The organism is Geodermatophilus tzadiensis, assembly GCF_003002915.1.
Classification (GTDB): Bacteria; Actinomycetota; Actinomycetes; order Mycobacteriales; family Geodermatophilaceae; genus Geodermatophilus; species Geodermatophilus tzadiensis.
Genome location: NZ_PVTG01000022.1, coordinates 26,671 through 45,519, shown reverse-complemented (window position 1 = coordinate 45,519; position 18,849 = coordinate 26,671). Strand labels below are relative to the sequence as shown.

General features: G+C 76.1%; 16 protein-coding genes. 8 read left to right on the top strand and 8 right to left on the bottom strand.

Annotated elements, in window-relative coordinates:
• Positions 1–43 precede the first annotated feature (43 nt).
• From murJ to LY71_RS21720, 3 genes are all read right to left on the bottom strand, one after another.
• Positions 44–2,227, bottom strand: a complete 2,184-nt coding sequence (murJ, locus tag LY71_RS21730) for a murein biosynthesis integral membrane protein MurJ (protein WP_245888209.1) — start codon at positions 2,225–2,227, stop codon at positions 44–46.
• Positions 2,224–4,515 (bottom strand): DUF6049 family protein, encoded by a 2,292-nt coding sequence (locus LY71_RS21725; protein ID WP_106281729.1) that lies wholly within the window; start codon positions 4,513–4,515, stop codon positions 2,224–2,226. Before LY71_RS21725 ends, murJ begins: the two co-directional genes overlap by 4 nt.
• Before the next feature lie 67 nt (positions 4,516–4,582).
• On the bottom strand, positions 4,583–5,059 hold the full coding sequence (locus LY71_RS21720) for an NUDIX hydrolase (RefSeq protein WP_091112976.1): 477 nt from the start codon (positions 5,057–5,059) through the stop codon (positions 4,583–4,585).
• Between the two features lie 42 nt (positions 5,060–5,101).
• Here LY71_RS21720 and LY71_RS21715 point away from each other — a divergent pair, with 42 nt between their 5' ends.
• The 3 genes from LY71_RS21715 to LY71_RS21705 all read left to right on the top strand — a co-directional run bounded on the left by LY71_RS21715 (position 5,102) and on the right by LY71_RS21705 (position 8,002).
• Positions 5,102–6,595, top strand: coding sequence for a CCA tRNA nucleotidyltransferase (locus tag LY71_RS21715; RefSeq protein WP_245888207.1), 1,494 nt, complete (start codon positions 5,102–5,104; stop codon positions 6,593–6,595).
• A gap of 31 nt (positions 6,596–6,626) precedes the next feature.
• Complete coding sequence (locus LY71_RS21710) at positions 6,627–7,070, top strand: VOC family protein (RefSeq protein WP_106281727.1); 444 nt, start codon at positions 6,627–6,629, stop codon at positions 7,068–7,070.
• Positions 7,071–7,165: 95 nt separating this feature from the next.
• A complete protein-coding gene (locus tag LY71_RS21705) occupies positions 7,166–8,002 on the top strand; it encodes a matrixin family metalloprotease (RefSeq protein ID WP_106281725.1) in 837 nt (278 codons plus the stop codon).
• Positions 8,003–8,039: 37 nt separating this feature from the next.
• Here LY71_RS21705 and LY71_RS21700 read toward each other — a convergent pair whose 3' ends face one another.
• The gene (locus tag LY71_RS21700; RefSeq protein ID WP_106281723.1) at positions 8,040–9,323 is read right to left on the bottom strand and encodes an MFS transporter; all 1,284 of its coding nucleotides are present in this window, start codon (positions 9,321–9,323) and stop codon (positions 8,040–8,042) included.
• A 64-nt stretch (positions 9,324–9,387) separates the two neighbouring features.
• Here LY71_RS21700 and LY71_RS21695 point away from each other — a divergent pair, with 64 nt between their 5' ends.
• The gene (locus LY71_RS21695; protein ID WP_211297478.1) at positions 9,388–10,065 is read left to right on the top strand and encodes a YqgE/AlgH family protein; all 678 of its coding nucleotides are present in this window, start codon (positions 9,388–9,390) and stop codon (positions 10,063–10,065) included.
• Positions 10,066–10,179: 114 nt separating this feature from the next.
• Here the strand turns inward: LY71_RS21695 and LY71_RS21690 are convergent, their stop codons facing one another.
• The 3 genes from LY71_RS21690 to LY71_RS21680 all read right to left on the bottom strand — a co-directional run bounded on the left by LY71_RS21690 (position 10,180) and on the right by LY71_RS21680 (position 12,852).
• Positions 10,180–10,938 (bottom strand): hypothetical protein, encoded by a 759-nt coding sequence (locus LY71_RS21690; protein WP_106281721.1) that lies wholly within the window; start codon positions 10,936–10,938, stop codon positions 10,180–10,182.
• A gap of 126 nt (positions 10,939–11,064) precedes the next feature.
• The gene (locus LY71_RS21685) at positions 11,065–12,144 is read right to left on the bottom strand and encodes an inositol-3-phosphate synthase (RefSeq protein ID WP_106281719.1); all 1,080 of its coding nucleotides are present in this window, start codon (positions 12,142–12,144) and stop codon (positions 11,065–11,067) included.
• Positions 12,145–12,252: 108 nt separating this feature from the next.
• Complete coding sequence (locus tag LY71_RS21680) at positions 12,253–12,852, bottom strand: PadR family transcriptional regulator (protein ID WP_106281717.1); 600 nt, start codon at positions 12,850–12,852, stop codon at positions 12,253–12,255.
• Between the two features lie 157 nt (positions 12,853–13,009).
• Between LY71_RS21680 and LY71_RS21675 the strand changes: the two genes are divergently transcribed.
• From LY71_RS21675 to LY71_RS21665, 3 genes are all read left to right on the top strand, one after another.
• Positions 13,010–13,423, top strand: coding sequence for a DUF5318 family protein (locus tag LY71_RS21675; protein ID WP_245888205.1), 414 nt, complete (start codon positions 13,010–13,012; stop codon positions 13,421–13,423).
• 156 nt (positions 13,424–13,579) lie between these two features.
• Positions 13,580–15,973: a transglycosylase domain-containing protein gene (locus LY71_RS21670; RefSeq protein WP_106281713.1), complete on the top strand. Its 2,394-nt coding sequence runs from the start codon at positions 13,580–13,582 to the stop codon at positions 15,971–15,973.
• Between the two features lie 20 nt (positions 15,974–15,993).
• Positions 15,994–17,553 (top strand): glycosyltransferase family 87 protein, encoded by a 1,560-nt coding sequence (locus LY71_RS21665; RefSeq protein WP_106281711.1) that lies wholly within the window; start codon positions 15,994–15,996, stop codon positions 17,551–17,553.
• 25 nt (positions 17,554–17,578) lie between these two features.
• Here LY71_RS21665 and LY71_RS21660 read toward each other — a convergent pair whose 3' ends face one another.
• Entirely contained in the window at positions 17,579–18,391 is an 813-nt protein-coding gene (locus LY71_RS21660; protein ID WP_106281709.1) for a deoxyribonuclease IV, read from the bottom strand.
• A 169-nt stretch (positions 18,392–18,560) separates the two neighbouring features.
• On the opposite strand from LY71_RS21660, the gene rpsF reads away from it, so the two are divergent.
• Positions 18,561–18,848, top strand: coding sequence for a 30S ribosomal protein S6 (gene rpsF, locus LY71_RS21655; protein WP_106281805.1), 288 nt, complete (start codon positions 18,561–18,563; stop codon positions 18,846–18,848).
• Position 18,849 lies beyond the last annotated feature (1 nt).

The following is an 18,849-nucleotide window of genomic DNA, read 5'->3' as shown; positions in this document are numbered from 1 at the left end:
GCTGGCTGCCCCGGTGCGGGCGCCGGTCCGGGCGGGACGGTGCTCACCCGCGGCCCAGCCGCGCGCGGAGGGCGGCGAGGGGTCCCCGGAGCTCCGGGACGCGGGCGAGCACGAACCCGGCCAGGGTCGTGACACCGACGACCACGGTACCGACCAGCACGGTCGCGAGCGAGCCCGTGACCGACGTCCCGAACGCGTCGTCCGTCACGCTCACGAGCAGCCGGCCGGCGAGCGCGCCGACGACCGCGGCGACCGCCATGCGCAGCACCGGTCCCAGGGTGCGTCCGCTGCCCGCCGTCCGCAGGTGGCGGCGCAGCGCGAGGTGGCCCAGCGCCCAGCCGGCGAGGTAGGTGACGCTGGTGGCCAGCATGAGCCCGGCGACGACGTGCTCGGGCCCGACCAGCACCGGCACGAGCAGCAGCAACGGCACCCGGACGACGACCATGCCGACCTGGATGAGCGTCGGCGTCTTGGCGTCCTTCATGGCGTAGAAGACCCGCAGCTGCAGCAGGGTCACCGCCATGGGCAGCAGGCCGAACGCACCGAGGGCCAGCGCCGCGCCGATGCCCTGGGCCTCGGCCACGGAGGTGTTGCCGCGGGCGAAGGCGACGACCCCCAGCGCCGGGCCGAGCACGGTGAGCGCGGCGGTCACCGGCAGCAGGCCGAGCGCGGAGAGGCGGGTGCCCAGCGCGAGGTCCTGGACCACGCCGGGGACGTCGTGCCGGGCGGCGGCGCGGCTCATCCGCGGCACGAGGGCGGTGAGCAGGGCGACGCCGATGATCCCGTAGGGCATCTGGAACAGCAGGCTGGCGTAGGCGAAGGCGCTGGAGCCCAGGCCCCCCTCGCGCGCCGCGGCGTTGGCCACCCGGGTGGCGACGATGACGCCGATCTGGCTGACCGCGACGTAGAGGACCACCCACACGCCCAGGCCACCGACCTCGCGCAGGCCGGTCCGGCGCACGTTCCAGCGCGGCCGCAGCGGGACGCCGGCCCGGCGCAGCAGCGGCACCAGGACCAGCGCCTGCACCACGATGCCCAGCAGCGTGCCGCCGCCGAGCAGCCACACCTGCCCGCTGGAGATCGTCCGCGGCTCGAGGTCGCCGGGGCCGCCGGCCGCGATGAACAGCAGGCCGGTGGCGATGACGACGACGTTGTTGAGCACCGGCGCCCAGGCGGGCGGGCCGAAGACGCCGCGGCTGTTGAGGACCGCCTGGGCCAGCGCCCCCACGCCGTAGAACACGATCTCCAGCAGCAGGATGCGCGCCAGCCAGTTGGCCAGGCGCACCTGCTCCGGGTCGCCCTGGATGCCGTAGAGGGCGGTCAGCAGCGGCGCGACGGCGACGGCGAGCGCGGTGACCACGACCAGCCCCGCGACGGCGAGCGTGGACAGCCGCTGCGCGTAGGCCACCCCGCCGTCGCGGTCGCGCTCCTGGGCGTGCACCAGCAGCGGCACGATCACCGAGGTCAGGACGCCGCCGAGCAGCAGCTCGTAGACGATGTTGGGCAGCGTGTTGGCCGTGTTGTAGGCGTCGTTGACCAGCCCGACGCCCAGCGCCGCGGCCAGCACCATCGTGCGCAGCAGGCCGGTCACCCGGGACACCAGCGTGGCCACCGCCATGGTGCCGGCGGCGCGCAGGATGCCCCGGCTGCCGCCGGGCGGGCCCTCCCGCTGCTGGGCCTCCTCCTCGGTCTCCCCCTCCGGCGCGTTCGGCACCGGGGGCAGCTGCAGGATCGGGATGACCTGGGTCTCGTCGGCCGGGATGAACCGGCGGCGGGCCGGCGGGGGCACCGGCGGCAGCGGCCGGGGCGCGCGCTGCGGGACACCGGCGGGCGGGGACGGGGGGGACACGGGCGGGGACGCGGGCGGCACGGGGACCGCCGCTGCCGGGCGAGCCGGCGGCGGCACGGGTAGCACCGGCCGGGCGGGGGTCGCGGCGTCGCCGGCCGGCACCACCGGGTAGGGCGGCGGGGGCAGCGGCCGGGCCGGCCGGCCCGCCGGGGACGCCGCCGCGGAGCGGGACGGCGCCGCGGAGCGGGACGATGCCGCGGAGCGGGACGACGGCGGCGCGGACGGGGGCACCGGCGGCAGCGGCCGGGTGACCGGGCCGCGGGCGGGCCGGTCCTCCTCCACCCCGTCGCGCACCCCGTCGTCCACCGCGGCGTCCGCCAGGTCGGGGGACGGATCGTGCGCCGCGAGCTCCTCCTCGCTGCGCGGGCCGCCGGTCACACCGGGCTCCGGCTGGGCGGCCAGACGGTGCCCGCCGGCTGCTCCTCCTCGGCCGTGCCGCGGCGGCGGCGCAGCACGAACAGCACCCCGCGGCGCAGGAAGAGCAGGCCGAGCAGGACGGCGGCGCCGATGGTGATCGACAGCGAGATGGTGCCGTACGTCGTGCTGCGCACCTGGATCGCGACCGGGTCGCCCAGCGGGCCGCCGTCGGGCGTGGTGAGCGTCGCGGTCACGGCGAAGCGCCCGGACTGGCTCAGCTGCGTGGGCACCTGCAGCGTCGTGCGCTGCCGGGGCGCGGCCTCCTGGACGCCGACGTCGCCGAGGGTCAGCCCCACGTTGTCGCGGGTGCGCACGGCCACCAGCACCCGCACGGCGAAGGGCAGGTCGTTCTGCACGGTGAGCACCAGGGGCGCGTCGTTGGAGGCCAGGCTGTAGCTGCCCTCGGCGGGGGCCAGCAGGGTCACCTGCTCGCGCAGCCCGCCGAGGGTGGCGCGCAGGTCGGCCGCCACCACCCGGGAGCCCTCCGGGTCGTCCCGCCAGGAGGTGGAGGCCGCACGCGCGGTGGCGGCGTCGTAGGGCGCCAGGGCGCCGGCGGGCTCGCCGACGACGGCGCCGGCCAGGTCGTCGCGCAGGTCCACCGCGGCGGCGACGTCGGCCAGCGCGGCCGGGTCCAGGGCCGCCGTCTGCGCCGGGTCACCGTCGGCGGGCGCGAGCGCGCCGTCCGCGCGGCCGAGCGGTCCCGCGGCGAGGTCGGTGAGGGAGGCCGGGCGCAGCCCGGGCAGCGCGGTGTCGGCGATCATCGCGGCGACGCCGTCGGGGTCGGGGTCGACGTCGCGCGGCGGGGCGACCAGCACGCTCTGGCCCGCCGGGTCGGCCACCGGCTGCTGGGACAGCAGCACCAGCTCGGCGAGGTAGCGCTGCTCGGCCACCCGCACGCCGCCGTCGGTGGCCCCGGCCGACCCGACCAGGGCCGAGAGCCGCCCGTCGGCGACCAGCGCGGGGACCGGCCCGTCCTCCCCGGCGACGGTCGCGCGCGCGGCGGCAGCGCCGTCGAGGCCCAGGACGGCGTCCGCGTCGTCCAGCGCGCCGGAGTCGAGCACGACCGTGTCGACGCCGCCGCCGGCCAGCGTGGCCAGGGTGTCGGCGCGCAGCGGGCCGCCGGCGACCCAGGCGAGGTCGGTGCGGGGCTCGACGCCGAGCTGCTCGGCCAGCAGGTCGGCGCCGGCCGGGCCCGGGGAGTCGGCGCCGGCCACCGCGCCGCCGTCGCCGTCGCCCGGGTCCTCCGCGGCGCGGGGCAGGCTCCGGGTGACGACGGCGGGCAGGCCGGCGGCCTGCAGCGCGTCGGCGTCCACGTCGCCGTAGGGCAGCGCGACGACGGGGTGGTCGGCGGCCACGGCGCGCAGGCGCTCGAGCCACGCGGCGGCGGCCCCGGTGCCGGTACCGGCGGCCTCCTGCCCGGCGACGGCGTAGGGCCCCCGGGCCATGAGCGCGAGCTCCTCGACCAGCACGGGGTCGACCGCCACCGTCACCGGCGCGACCGGTTCGGGCTCGGTGGCGCCCGGGGGGACGGTGGTGGGCAGCCGCTCGAGCACCGCGAGCGCCCGGTCGAGCCGGCCGTCGGCGGACACCTCGGCGGCCAGGTCGTCGTCGACGAACCCGCCGGCGGCGTCGCGGTGGGTGGGCTCGACTAGCGGCCAGAGCCAGGCGACCGACGTGGTGGCCGCCGGCGGCGCCGTCTGCTGCACGACCGAGGTGGTCACCTCCCCGACGCGGCTCTGCTCGCCGTCGGGGCCGGTGGCGTTGAGGTTGAGCAGCAGCGGGTAGACGCCGTCGCGGTCCATGGCCAGGTCGGCGGTGGTGGCGGTGTAGGTGAAGGCCACCTCGTCGCCGGGCGCGAGCTCCCCGGTGACCGTCGCGAAGGGGGCGGTGCCGGCGGTGACCGGGTCGGCGTCGGCGTCGGTGGCGAGCAGCTCGGCCCGCGTGGTCACCACCTGGCCCCGCTGCAGCCGCACGGTGAGGTCGGTGAGCGACTCGGTGCCGGTGTTGGTCAGCCGGCCCTCGACGGTGACGGTGCCCCCGGGGGCGACGGTCCGCGGGTCGAGCCGGGTCACCTCGACCGCGACCGGCCGGTCGTCGGCGGCGGGTGCGGGTGCGGGTGCGGGTGCCGGGACGGGTGCGACGGGTGCGGGTGCGGCGGCCACGGGCGCGGCGGCCACGGGTGCGGCGGCGAGCAGCGGCAGGGTCAGCAGGGCCGTCGCCAGCACCCGCGCGCTCCGGCGGCGCGTCACGGCTCCCCCGCGCCGGCCGTCCCCGGGTCGGGGGGTGGGATGCCTGGGAGGGACCTCGGGCGCCGGGTCACGCACTGTCGGCGAGCAGCGCGGGCGCGCGCTCGACCAGCGCACGCTCGTCGGCGTAGGCGAGCCGACCGCTCAGCTCGTCGAGGGGCACCCAGGCGACCTCGGTGACCTCGACGTCGGCGTCGGACAGCGCGCCGCCGATGGCGCGCAGGAGGAAGTGGTGCACGGTCTTGTGCACGCGGCGTCCCTCGGCCACGAACCAGAAGTCGATGATCCCGAGCGGGGCCAGCACCTCGCCGATGATCCCGGTCTCCTCCGCGACCTCCCGGACGGCGGTGTCCTCGGGGGTCTCGCCCTCCTCGATGTGGCCCTTCGGCAGCGACCACAGCAGCCGGCCGCGACGGTCGGTGCGGCCGATGAGGGCGGCCCGGGGTCCGTGGATGCCGTCGTCGGCGACGACCAGGCCGCCCGCGGAGGTCTCGTCGACCCGGCGCAGACGGCGGCCGGGGCGTCCACGTCCGCCGGTCCCAGCCATGCGAGGAGGGTAGCGCGAGTGGTCCCACTACCCTGGATCGTCGTGTCCGGACAGCCCGAGAGTCGCGCGGCCGCCGTGCCCGTCCCCCCGGCGGTCCAGCAGGCCGTGCGCGACCTGGTCGAGGTCTCCCCCGTGCTCGTCGAGCTCGGCGAGCGCTTCACCGCCGCGGGCTTCGAGGCCCACCTCGTCGGCGGGTCGGTGCGCGACGCGCTGCTGGCCGCCGGCACCGGTGCCGCGCGGCCACCCGGCGACCTCGACGTCACCACCGACGCGCGGCCCGAGCAGGTGCTGCAGCTGCTGCGCGGCTGGGCCAGTTCCACGTGGAACACGGGGATCGCGTTCGGCACCGTCGGCGCCGAGGTCCGGCACGCGGGCGAGGCGACCCGGCTGGAGATCACCACCTACCGCGCCGACCGCTACGACCGCGAGTCGCGCAACCCCGAGGTCGCCTGGGGCGACTCGCTCGTCGACGACCTCGCCCGCCGCGACTTCACGGTCAACGCGATGGCCGTGTCCCTCGGCCCCGACCGCACGGTGACCGACCCCTTCGGCGGCCTGGGCGACCTGCTCGCCCGCCGGCTGCGCACCCCCGGGGCGGCCGCGGACTCCTTCGCCGACGACCCGCTGCGGATGCTGCGCGGCGTCCGGTTCGTCGCCCAGCTCGGCCTGACCCCGGTCGAGGAGGTGGTCGGGGCGATGACGGACATGTCCGGCGAGCTGGCCCGGATCACCCCGGAGCGGGTGCAGGTGGAGCTGTCCAAGACGCTGCTGCAGGACGCGCCGCGCGCGGCGCTGGAGCTGTTCGTGTCCAGTGGGCTGGCCGACGTCGTGCTGCCCGAGCTGTCCGCGCTGCGGATGGAGATCGACGAGCACCACCAGCACAAGGACGTCTACAGCCACTCGCTGACCGTGCTGGACCAGGCCATCGCGCTGGAGGAGGCCGACCCCGGCGCCGGGTCGCCGGACCTGGTGCTGCGACTGGCCGCGCTGCTGCACGACGTCGGCAAGCCGGCCACCCGCCGGCACGAGCCGCGCGGGCGGGTCTCCTTCCACCACCACGAGGTGGTCGGCGCCAAGCTGGTGCGCAAGCGGCTGCAGGCGCTGCGGTACTCCAAGGAGGTCGTGGAGGACGTCTCCCGCCTGACGTTCCTGCACCTGCGGTTCCACGGCTACGGCACGGGCGAGTGGACCGACTCCGCCGTCCGCCGCTACGTCACCGACGCCGGTGACCTGCTCCCCCGCCTGCACAAGCTGGTGCGCTCGGACTGCACGACCCGCAACCGGCGGCGCGCGGCCGCGCTGGCGGCCACCTACGACTCGCTCGAGCGGCGGATCGCCGAGCTGTCGGCGGCCGAGGACCTCGCCCGCGTCCGCCCCGACCTCGACGGCAACGCGATCATGGAGATCCTCGGCATCCCGCCCGGCCGCGAGGTGGGCGAGGCGTGGAAGCACCTCAAGGACCTGCGTCTCGAGCGCGGCCCCCTCAGCCGCGAGGACGCCGAGGCGGAGCTGCGCGCCTGGTGGGCCGCCCGCTGACCGGTGCACCGGGGCTCCCTAGCCTCGTCGCGTGATCACCAACGTCTCCCTCGTCAGCGTCTGGGTGAAGGACATCGACGAGTCCCTCGCCTTCTACACCGACGTCCTCGGCTTCCAGGCCAGGGACGACGTCCGGCTCGGCCCGGACTTCCGCTGGGTGACCGTGGGGCACCCCAGCCAGCCCGAGCTGCAGGTGCACCTGACCACCCCGAGCCGGCCGCTGTCGGACGACCTCGTCGCCGCGATGCAGCGGGCGCAGGCCGAGGGCGGGCTGCCGGGGATCGGCGTGAACGTCGACGACTGCCAGGGGACCTACGAGGAGCTCTCGGCCAGGGGCGTGGAGTTCCTGCAGCCGCCCACGCAGCGCCCCTACGGCGTCGAGGCGGTCATGCGGGACAACTCGGGCAACTGGATGGTCCTGGTCGAGCCGCGCGCCTACACGCCCGAGGACTTCGAGGGTCAGGACCTCTCCTGACCTCCCCCGACCGGGTGGTGCCACCCGGTCGGGGTCTCCCCCACCGCGCCGTCCGCCGGTAGGACCGGTCCCGGACCGGACGGCGGGAGGCGCGGGTGGACGGCGGGCCGCACTCCCGCGGGCTCCCCGCGCCGCACCCCGGCAACGCCCGCGGCCTGCTGGCCGTGGTGCTCGTCCTCGCCCTGGCGCTCGGGGCCGCCTGGCTGGCGGGCCGTCCGATCTGGCCCTGGTCACCGGCCGCGGCCGCCGCGGCCGGCCCGACCGCGGACCGCCCGACGCCCGGCGTGGGGGCCGCCGACGCCCCGCTCGGCCGGCCGCCCGCCGTCCCGGAGCTCGGGACGTGGAGCTTCCTGCAGCACCAGGGGGACGGCGAGACGCCGGTCGCCTACGACCCGTGCCGCCCGGTGCACTACGTCGTCCGGCCCGACGGCGTCCCGGCGGGGGGTGCGGGCCTGGTCGCGGAGGCGGTGGCCGAGGTGTCGGCGGCCACCGGGCTGCGGTTCGTCGCCGACGGCGCCACCGACGAGGCGTGGTCGGAGGACCGCCCGGCCGCCCAGCCCGGCCGCTACGGCGACCGCTGGGCGCCGGTCCTCGTCAGCTGGGAGACGCCCGCGACGGTGCCCGCCCTCGCCGGCACGGTGGCCGGTGTCGGCGGCAGCGAGGCGTGGTCGGCGGGCGGCCCGTACGTGTACGTGACCGGCGCGGTCGCCGTCGACGCGGGGTGGGCCGCCGCCGTGGTCGGCTCCCCCGAGGGGCGGGCGGCCCTCCGCGGCGTGCTGGTGCACGAGCTGGCGCACGTCGTGGGCCTCGGGCACGTCGACGACCCCGGCGAGCTGATGTCCCCGCACGGCAGCGCCACCGGGGAGCTCGGGCCCGGCGACCGCCACGGCCTGGCCCGGCTCGGCCGGGGGCCGTGCGAGCCGGCCCTCTGAGGCCGGCTCGGGACGGGCCGGCTCGGGACGGGCCGGCTCAGGGCAGGCGGGCGGGCGTCCGCGTCAGGCGGGCGTAGAGCGCCGCGGTGAGCAGGTACCCCGCCGCGACGACGACCAGCGCGGCTCCCGAGCGGCCGTCGGGCGGCAGCAGCAGCGCCGCTGCGACCAGCGCCGTCACGTAGCTGACGTTGACCAGGGTGTCGTAGACGGAGAAGACGCGGCCGCGCAGCTCGTCGTCCAGGGACTCCTGCAGCGTGGTGTCCACGCAGATCTTCACGCCCTGCGCCACCAGGCCCAGCACGAACGCGGCGGCCACCGTCGACGGCGGGGTGAACGGCAGTCCCAGCACCAGCTGCAGCGCGCCGCCGACGGCCAGCAGGCCCGTCGTCCACCGGCGCCGGCCCGCCCGCCGCACCGCCGCCGGCGTCACCGCGGCGGCCAGCACCGTCCCCGCGGCGCCGGCGGCGACCGCCTGCCCGAGACCGACCAGGCCGCCGGGCAGCAGCCCACCGGCGTCGGGGAAGCCGGTGCGGTAGAGCAGCAGCGTCCCCAGCGTCAGGACGCCGAAGCAGAGCCGGTGCGCGCTGATCGCCAGCAGCGCCGCGGCCACCGGCGGGCGCGCGCGGGCGTGCCGGGCGCCCTCGACCATCCCGCGCACCACCGCCCGCGCCGTCAGCCGGTCCGGCCCGGCGGCGGAGTCGGGGCCCAGGTACGCCGGGGCGAACCCCGCCACGACGAGCGACGCCGCCACGTAGGGCAGCGCCGCGGACAGCGCCACGGCGGCGTACACGGCGTCCCCGGCGACGCCGAGCCGGGACAGGACCACCGCCGCGCCCCCGCCGGCCACCGTGGCGACCGCGCCCAACGTCGTCGACAGCGCGTTCGCCGACACCAGCGAGGGCTCGTCGGCGGTGTGCGGCAGCCCGGCCGACAACGCCGACAGCACGAAGCGGGTGACCGAGAAGACCGCCAGGCCCAGTGCGTAGAGCGGGAGTCCGGCGACCCCGGCGAGCACCGTCCCGGCCACGGCGGCCACCAGGACGGCCCGCAGCAGGTTGGCCCGCAGCAGCACCTGCCGGCGGCTCCACCGGTCCAGCCAGACGCCGGCGAAGGGGCCCACCACCGAGTACGGGAGCAGCAGGACGGCGAACCCCGCGGCGACGTCGATCGGCTCGGCGGCGCGCTGGGGGTTGAACAGCACCGTGCCGGCCAGCGAGGCCTGGAAGACGCCGTCCCCGAACTGCGACAGCAGCCGGGTGGTGAGCAGCCGGCGGAAGTCACCGCGGAGCAGCAGGTGCCGCACGGTCGTGTCGGCACCCACGCAGGCGAGGGTAGGACGCGCCTGCGCCGCCCCCCGACGGCCGGGCTGTTGCACACTGGTGGGGATGTCCGCGGTGCCCCCGTCACCAGAGCCCGAGTCCGGCCGGCCCACCCGGCGCGGCACGGGCCGTCGTCGCGCGGCCGTGCCGGCGCTGTCCACCGGGACGCTCGACGACGTCGGCCCGGGGTCGCTGCTGGTCGCGATGCCGGCGCTCACCGACCCGAACTTCGCCGGCGGCGTCGTCTACGTGCTCGACCACAACGACAGCGGCACCCTCGGCGTCGTCCTCGGCCGGCCCAGCCAGGTCGAGATCCGCGACGTGCTGCCCGGCTGGTGCGACCTCGCCGTCGAGCCCGGCGTCTTCCACGTCGGTGGCCCGTGCGAGACCGACACCGCGCTGTGCCTGGCCGCCTGGTCCGGCGCCACGGCCGCCGCGGACGCCGGCCTGCGCCAGGTGGCCGGCGACGTCTACCTCGTCGACCTCGACACCGACCCCGCCGACCTCGAGTGCGGCACGGGGCGCGGCCTGGCCGGGCTGCGGGTCTTCGCCGGGTACGCGGGCTGGTCACCCGGCCAGCTGGCCGCCGAGATCGCCGAGGGCGCGTGGGCCTGCGTGCCCGGGAGCCCCGGGGACGTGCTCAGCGACCTGGCCGGCTCGGCGCTGTGGCGCGCGGTGCTGAGCCGGCAGCGGGGCCGCCTCGCGGTGCTGTCGACGGCGCCGGCCGACCCGTCGGCGAACTGACCCGACACCGCGTGCGCCCCGGGCGCGCGCGGGGCCCCCGGATCTGGTAGGAAGAACGCCGGAAGGGGCGGTCTGGGGAAGAGGCCGCCCCTTCCCCCGTGTCCGGGGGCTCCGCTAGACGCCGACCGCCTCGGCCACCGCCGGGTGGGCCACCGCGTCGACGGTCTGCCCCTCCTCCGGCAGCGCGATCGTCCGCGGGCCGTGGTCGGCCAGGGTGACCGTCACGTCGTCCTCGAGGCCGGGCAGCCGGGTGGCGTACTGCAACAGCAGCCCGCTGCCGTCGTCCACGGCCACCGACCAGCCGGCGTCCGACGCGTAGACCGAGGCCAGCTGCCCGTCGATCGAGCGCTGTCCCTGCCAGGTGTGCCCGCCGGTGGTGAAGGCCGCGGCGTCGTCGGTCCCGTCGGCGCCGAGGTTGAGCACCAGCCGCACGAGCACGTCGGTCAGCGGCACCTCCTCCGAGCCGGTGGCCAGCGGCCGCCGCACGAAGGGGACGTCGGCCAGCCCCTCCGCCGACAGCGCCGCCGGCAGGCCCGCGAGGTCGCCGAACCAGACGGTGTCGGTGCTGAAGAACACCGTCCGGACGTCGTCGGGCTGCTCGCCGCCGTAGGAGGTCACCGCCCGCGCGCGGCCCGTCCCGCCGGCGAGGTCGACCTCGCCGGTCAGGGTCAGCAGCCCGTCCTCGCCGAAGGGCGCGGTCGCCACCAGGTCGGCGCCGCCGGACTCCGCGGTGCCGGCGAGCAGCCCGGCGAGCACCTCGGCCTCCTCGGCGGTGACCGGGTCGCCGGGCTGCCGGTCGGCGGGGCCGTCGGTGCAGCCGGTGAGCAGGACCGCCAGCAGGACGAGCGCGATCGCGAGCAGGCGGCGCGGCATGGCGGCCAGCGTAGTGAGCGGACCACCCCGCCCCCCGCCACTCGCCTCCGCCACTCGCCCGCCGCTCGCGACGCGACAGGGCCCGCCCTCCGGGTCGGAGGGCGGGCCCTGGTGGGTTGCTGGTCCTTACCGCTCGACGTCGCCGCGGATGAAGGCCTCGACGGCGTCGCGCGCCTCGCTGTCGCTGTACTGCACCGGCGGCGACTTCATGAAGTACGACGACGCCGAGAGGATCGGGCCGCCGATCCCACGGTCCTTGGCGATCTTCGCGGCGCGGACGGCGTCGATGATGATGCCGGCCGAGTTGGGCGAGTCCCAGACCTCGAGCTTGTACTCCAGGTTCAGCGGGACGTCGCCGAACGCGCGGCCCTCGAGCCGGACGTAGGCCCACTTGCGGTCGCTGAGCCACGGCACGTGGTCCGACGGGCCGATGTGCACGTTGTCGGTGCCCATGTCGCGGTCGACCTGGCTGGTGACGGCCTGGGTCTTGGAGATCTTCTTCGACTCCAGGCGCTCGCGCTCAAGCATGTTCTTGAAGTCCATGTTGCCGCCGACGTTGAGCTGCATCGTGCGGTCGAGCTGCACACCGCGGTCCTCGAACAGCTTGGCCAGCACGCGGTGGGTGATGGTCGCGCCGACCTGGCTCTTGATGTCGTCGCCGACGATCGGCACACCGGCGGCCGTGAACCTGTCGGCCCACTCCGGGGTCCCGGCGATGAACACCGGCAGCGCGTTGACGAAGGCGACGCCGGCGTCGAGGGCGGCCTGCGCGTAGAACTCGGCGGCCTGCTGCGAGCCGACCGGCAGGTAGCAGACGAGGACGTCGGCGCCGGACTCGCGCAGGGCGGCCACGACGTCGACCGGCTGCTCGTCGGACTCCTCGATCGTGGCCCGGTAGTACTTGCCCAGGCCGTCGAGGGTGGTGCCGCGCTGCACGGTGACGCCGAGCGGCGGGACGTCGGTGATCGTGATGGTGTTGTTCTCGCTGGCGACGATGGCCTCGGAGAGGTCGCGGCCGACCTTCTTGGCGTCGACGTCGAACGCGGCCACGAACTGCACGTCGGAGACGTGGTACTCGCCGAAGCGCACGTGCATCAGGCCCGGCACCGAGGTGGTCTCGTCGGCGTCCCGGTAGTAGTGCACGCCCTGCACCAGCGACGCGGCGCAGTTGCCGACGCCGACGATGGCGACCTTGACAGCTCCCATGGTCTTCCCTTCATCCCTGGACCGGGTGGTCCTCACTGCGGACCGTTCGGTCCTGGCGGTGGCTGCCGGTGGGGCTGGACAGCCGGTGGTGCCCTGCGGTGGTGCGGGTCAGTCGGTGCCGGACGGCGGCTCCGGGCCCTCGCCGGTCTGCCGTCCGGGGTCGCGCCGCTCGCTGTCGATGAGCTCGGACAGCCAGCGCACCTCCCGGTCGACCGAGTCGAGGCCGTGGCGCTGCAGTTCCAGCGTGTAGCGGTCGAGCCGTTCCCGGGTCCGCGCCAGTGAGGACCGCAGGCCGTCCCGCTGCCGTTCGACCGTGCGGCGGCGCCCCTCCAGGATGCGCAGCCGCACGTCGGCGGCGGTGTGCCGGAAGAAGGCGAGGTGGACGCCGAAGAGCCTGCCGTCGTCGTAGGCCTCGGGGCCGGCCTGGCTGACCAGCTCCGCGAAGCGCTCCTTGCCCTCCGCGGTGATCGTGTAGACCACCTTCCCGCGCCGTCCGGTCAGCGGCGGTGCGTCGGCCGGCAGCGGTGCGCGACGGTCGGGCTCGTCGGTGCAGACGAGCCCGGCGGCGTGCAACCGCTTGAGTGCGGGGTACAGCGAGCCGTAGGAGATGCTGCGCAGGCCACCGAGCACCTCGGCGAGCTGCTTGCGCAGCTCGTACCCGTGCATGGGCGACTGTTGCAGCAGTCCCAGGATGGCGAACTCGAGCACCTCGCCCCCCAGCCTCTCCTGCCGGTCGATGTATCGGGACGATACATCGGGAGGTGAACGGTGCCGCAACTCGGCGGCGGCCGGACCCGCCCGGGGGACCACCCGTCCCGGCGTCACGAGGGTCCCGGGGGTGGCGCACCTGCGTACATTGGCGGCCGTGCCCGGACGTCGATCCGTCGTGGACTACTCGCTGCAGCGGCGAGCCGTCCTCGCGGACGTGCAGTCCGGGCGCACCGGGCTCTTCGAGGTCTGTGACGCCAGCCCGTACCTCACCCGCGCGGCGAGGTACCACGGCCGGACCACCGACGTCCCCTGCCCGGTCTGCCGCCGGGAGCGCCTCGCGCTGGTGAACTACGTCTACGGCGAGTCGCTCGGGCACGTGTCGGGGCAGGCGAAGACCGACGCCGAGCTGGCCCGGATGGACGCCGCGCAGGAGGAGTTCTCCGTCTACACCGTCGAGGTGTGCCGGGCCTGCGGCTGGAACCACCTGGACTCCTCCTACGTCCTGGGGGCCGAGCCGGCACCCGGTCGCCAGCCGCGACGGGCACGCCGCCGCGCGGTCACCGACTGACCGACCGGCGGACCGGCGGGGAACCGCCGGATCCGTCCGTCACACCCGTCCCGGGAGGACGGCGCCCACGCGCGTCCTCCCGGGTGCACACACCTGACAACGCCACGCTGGACGGGACCTCGTCCCGCCCACCGACTACCGAGGAGGGGCTGCCTGGTGCCTCCCCACGACGAGACCACGCCGGTCGGGCCGCAGGGCCCCGACCGGCGACCCACGAGCGGCCGCGGCTCCGGGGGGAACGGCGGCCGCCGTCCCCCCACCGACCGTGCCCGCGCGGCGGCAGGCCGGCCGGGCGGCGCTCGCCCCGCCGGCTCCCGGCCCGGGGGCGCCCGCCCCGCCGGCGGCGCCTCCGGCGGCAAGAAGGCCCGGACGGGCAAGCAGCGCCGTCGCCGCGGGCTGAAGATCGCGCTGGCCGCGCTCGCCGGGCTGTTCGTGCTGCTCGGCGTCTTCGTCGGTGTCGTCTACGCCACCACCGAGGTGCCCGACCCCGACTCGGTGTCCAACGCGCAGACCACCGTCGTCTACTACGCCGACGGCACCACCGAGATGGGCCGCCTCGGCGACACCAACCGCACGAACGTGGCGCTGGACCAGGTGTCCGAGCCCGCGCGCGAGGCGGTGCTGGCCGCGGAGAACCGGAACTTCTACTCCGACCCGGGCATCTCCTTCACCGGCATCGTGCGCGCCGCGTGGAACAACCTGACCGGCGGCTCGACGCAGGGTGGCTCGACGATCACCCAGCAGTACGTCAAGAACGCGTTCCTGACCTCGGACCAGACGTTCAGCCGCAAGTTCCAGGAGCTCTTCCTCGCGGTCAAGCTGGACAACGAGTACTCGAAGGACGAGATCCTCGAGAACTACCTCAACACGATCTACTTCGGCCGCGGCGCCTACGGCATCGAGGCCGCGGCGGACACCTTCTTCGGCGTCCCGGCCGCGGAGCTCACCGCGGAGCAGGGCGCCGTCCTCGCCGTCCTCGTCCGCAGCCCCAGCTCCTACGACCCCGAGGCCAACCCCGAGGGCGCGCAGGACCGCTGGGCCCTGGTCCTCGACGCGATGGTCGAGGAGGGCTGGCTGACCCCGGAGGAGCGCGCGGCGGCGGTCTACCCGCCGGTGCAGCCGCGGCCCGAGGGTTCCACGCAGGGCATCCCGTCCGGCCCCGAGGGCCTCGTCGTGCAGCAGGCGATCGACGAGCTGCGGGCCAAGGGCTACACCGACCAGCAGCTGCTCGCCGGTGGCCTGCGCATCGTCACCACGGTGGACAAGGCGGCGCAGGACGCCGCGCTGACCGCGGTCGGCGACGTCATGGACGGGCAGCCGGACAACCTCCGGCAGGCGCTGGTGGCGGTCGACCCGCGCACCGGCGCGGTCCGCGCGTACTACGGCGGCAGCAGCGGCACGGGCAACGACTACGCGCAGGCCCAGCGCCAGCCCGGCTCGTCGATGAAGCCCTACGTGCTGGCCACCGCCCTGGACCAGGGCATCAGCGTCAACGCCCGCCGCGACGGCAGCTCGCCGCAGACCTTCCCCGACCGCGAGGCCCCGGTGCGCAACTCGGGGGGCGCCTCCTGCGGGGCGTGCACCCTGGTCGAGGCGATGACCCGCTCGCTGAACACCACCTTCTACGGCCTGGCCTACGAGGTCGGCCCGGAGAACGTGCGCGGGACGGCGCTGGCGGCCACCGGCCTGCCCGAGACCTGGCAGGGCGGCCCGCTCGAGGGCAGCACCACGCTGGCCAACGCGGACGGCTTCACCGGCTCGGCCATCGGCATCGGCGAGTACGAGATGCGCCCGATCGACCAGGCCGTCGGCTTCGCCACCTTCGCCAACGGCGGCCAGCACCGCGACCCGTACTTCGTCAGCCGCGTCACCGACACCGAGGGCGCGGTGCTGCTGGAGTACGGCGGCGAGAGCGGTGAGCAGGTGCTGCGGACCGAGGTCGCCAACGACGTCACCTTCGCGCTCGAGGGCGTCGCGCAGTACTCCCGCCGGGCGCTCGACGGCGGCCGCGAGGTGGCCAGCAAGACCGGTACCCAGGGCCTCAACGCCGACGACAACTCCGACGCCTGGATGGTCGGCTACACCCCGTCGATCTCGGCGGCGGTGTGGATGGGCACCGACGCCCGCGAGCCGATCGTCAACTCCGACGAGGCGATCATCTACGGCTCCGGCCTGCCCGGCGCGATCTGGCAGCAGTTCATGGACACCGTCCTCGAGGGCACGCCGGAGGAGGACCTGCCCGACTCCCCGCGCATCCGCGGCGACACGGGCAACGGCGTGCCGGCGCCGGAGACGGCGGCCCCGACCACCACGGCGCCCCCGACGCAGGCACCGCCGACCACCGAGGCCCCGGTGACGACGGAGGCCCCGCCGCCCCCGCCGACCACCGAGGCCCCGGTGACGACGGAGGCCCCGCCGCCGTCACCGCCGGTCCCCCCGGCCGGGCCGCCCACCGAGCTCGTCCCGCCGCAGGGCGGGCAACCCGGCACCGGCCCCGGCGAGCAGAACGGGTCACCCGCGCCGACCCAGCAGGCGCAACCGACCGCCTGACGCCCGGCACACTGGCGCAGGTGAGCTCCTCCCCCACGGGCCCGTCCGCCCCGGCACCCCTGCCGGCGGACGGGCCCGCGGCGTCTGCGGACCCGCCCGCCGTCCCCGCCGGCCGGCGGCCCGACCGCGTGGTGCCCACCTGGTCCGACCCCGTGGCGGCGCAGGCGAGCGAGGCGGTGGGCGGCCCCTGGGGACGGCACGCGGTGACCGGGCGGGCGCTGTTCTGGACGCCGCTGCGGGTCTGCCTGCTGTTCAGCACCTGCGTGCTGGCGCTGGCCTGGCTCAAGCAGTCGCCGTGCGCGGACGGCGACTGGGCGGGCTCGGTGCAGTACACGCACTTCTGCTACTCCGACACCGTCCCGCTGTTCGGCATCCACGGCCTCGACGGCGGCGCGGTGCCCTACCTCGACTCCGCCGTCGAGTACCCGGTGCTCACCGGCGCCTTCATGGCGCTGGCGGCCCTGCTCGGCAGCAGCTACGACGACCTCGCCGCGGCGGCCGGGCTGCTCCCCCAGGTGCCGCCGGTGCAGGCCTACTACGCGGCCACCTGCCTGCTGCTGAGCCTGTGCGCGCTGGTCACCACCCGGGCCGTGCTGGGCACCGCCGGCCACCGGCCGTGGGACGCCGCGATGGTCGGCCTCTCGCCGCTGCTGTTGGTGCACGCGTTCACCAACTGGGACCTCCTCGCCGTCGCGCTGGCCGCCTGCGGCCTGTGGGCGTGGGCCCGCGAGCGGCCGGTCCTGGCCGGCGTCCTGCTGGGCCTGGGTACCGCCGCGAAGCTCTTCCCGGTGCTCCTGCTCGGCGCGCTGTTCCTGCTGTGCCTGCGCGCGGGCCGGCTGCGGGTGTGGCTGCGGGCCGCGCTCGCCGCGGCGGCGGCCTGGCTGGCCGTCGACCTGCCCGTGGCGCTGCTCGCGCCGGAGAACTGGTCGCTGTTCTTCCGGCTCAACAGCACCCGCCCCGCCGACCCGGACACCGTCTGGAACATGCTGGTCACCGCCTCGGGCGGGGCGTTGTTCGACGGGCCGCTGGCCGAGGGCGAGGCGCCGACGGTGCTCAACGCGCTGGTCGCCGTCTGCGTGCTGGCGGTCTTCGCCGCGCTCGGCTGGCTGGTGCTGCGGGCGCCGGTGCGGCCGCGGGTGGGCCAGGTGGCGTTCCTGCTCGTGGCCGGGTTCCTGCTGGTGACCAAGGTGTGGAGCCCGCAGTACTCGCTGTGGCTGCTGCCCCTGGCGGTGCTGGCCCGGCCGGAGTGGCGCTCGCTGCTCGCCTGGCAGGCCACCGAGGCGGTGCTGTGGGGGGTGCGGATGCTCTGGTACCTCGGCGCGGACGACCGCGGTGTGGGCACCGAGTGGTTCTTCCTCGCGGTGACCGTCCGCGACGTCGCCGTCCTGGTCCTGATGGCACTGGTCGTCCGCGACGTGTGGCACCCCGACGACGACGTCGTCCGCACCTCGTGGCCCGGCGTCGACGACCCCGCCGGCGGCCCGCTCGACGGCGCTCCCGACGTGCTGACCCTGGGCAGGCGCCGACGATCAGGTGACCTGATCGTGGCGCGTCCTCCCGCACGTCCCACGGTCGGGTAGGACGCCGTGCGGTGAGGGAGGACGGCTAGCGGAGCGCCTCGCGGACCAGGGCGACCTCCTCGGCGTGCGACGCCGCGTCGCCCGGCGTCTCCAGGACGACGGGGCAGTCGGCGGCGCGGGCGACCTCGAGGAGCAGCTCCAGCGGGATCTCCCCGCCGGTGAGCGGGGCGTGCCGGTCGCGGCCCGAGCCGGCCGGGTCGCGGCTGTTGTTCAGGTGCACCAGGTCGACGCGGCCGGTGACGGCGCGGACGTCGTCCACCGCGGTCGCGAGGTCCCAGCCGGCGGCCCAGGCGTGGCAGGTGTCGAGCACGAACCCGGCGCCGAACTCGCCGACGGCGTCCCACAGCCGGGCCACCGCGCCCAGCTCGCGGGCCATCGCGTTCTCCCCGCCCGCGGTGTTCTCGATCAGCAGGGGCAGCGGGAAGCCGCCGTCCTCGGCCTGCCGGACGAAGGTCTTGCGCCAGTTGTCGAACCCGGCGGTCGGGTCGTCCCTGGCCAGCACGTGCCCGCCGTGCACCACCATCCCGCGGGCCCCGACCGCCGCCGACGCCCGCGCGTGGACGGCGAGGTTCTTGCGGCTGGGGATGCGGATCCGGTTGTTGGTCGAGGCCACGTTGAGCACGTACGGCGCGTGCACGAAGACGGCGACGTCGGAGGCCAGCAGGTCCGCGGCGTCGGGGCGGGGCGGCGGCGCCTTCCAGCCCTGCGGGTCGCCGAGGAAGACCTGCACGCCGTCGGCGTCCATCTCGGCGGCACGGGCCAGCGGGCCGCCGGCGTCGAGCTCGTTGTCCGCGGTCAGGCCGGGTCCGACGTGGACGCCGATCGGGTGCGTGCTCACACCGGCGACGGTAGCCAGGGACGGCCCGCGGTCCCACCCGGCAGCACTGGTAGCCTGGAGCAGCGCGTCCGTCCGCCGTCGTCGGCGGGACCGGGCGCGCGACGCGTGTACGACCCTCCTGCTGCAGACGTCCTGCAGCCGCCACAGACCAGAGGAGGTGGGGTTCTCCGTGCGTCACTACGAACTGATGATCATCCTCGACCCCGACCTGGAGGAGCGCACGATCGCTCCCTCCCTCGACCGGTTCCTGACCGTCGTCACCAACTCCGGTGGCACCGTCAAGACCGACATCTGGGGTCGGCGCCGCCTGGCCTACGAGATCAAGAAGAACGTCGAGGGCATCTACGCCGTCGTCGACATCCAGGCCGAGCCCGCCGCGGTCGCCGAGCTCGACCGGCAGCTCAACCTCAACGAGTCGGTCCTGCGCACCAAGCTGATGCGGCCTGAGGTCCACTGAG

Coding starts and splice junctions, on each gene's coding strand:
- LY71_RS21720 (WP_091112976.1), bottom strand. CDS start 5,059: ATGGCTGGGACCGGCGGACGTGGACGCCCCGGCCGCCGTCTGCGCCGG.
- LY71_RS21690 (WP_106281721.1), bottom strand. CDS start 10,938: ATGCCGCGCCGCCTGCTCGCGATCGCGCTCGTCCTGCTGGCGGTCCTG.
- LY71_RS21685 (WP_106281719.1), bottom strand. CDS start 12,144: ATGGGAGCTGTCAAGGTCGCCATCGTCGGCGTCGGCAACTGCGCCGCG.
- LY71_RS21695 (WP_211297478.1), top strand. CDS start 9,388: ATGTCCGCGGTGCCCCCGTCACCAGAGCCCGAGTCCGGCCGGCCCACC.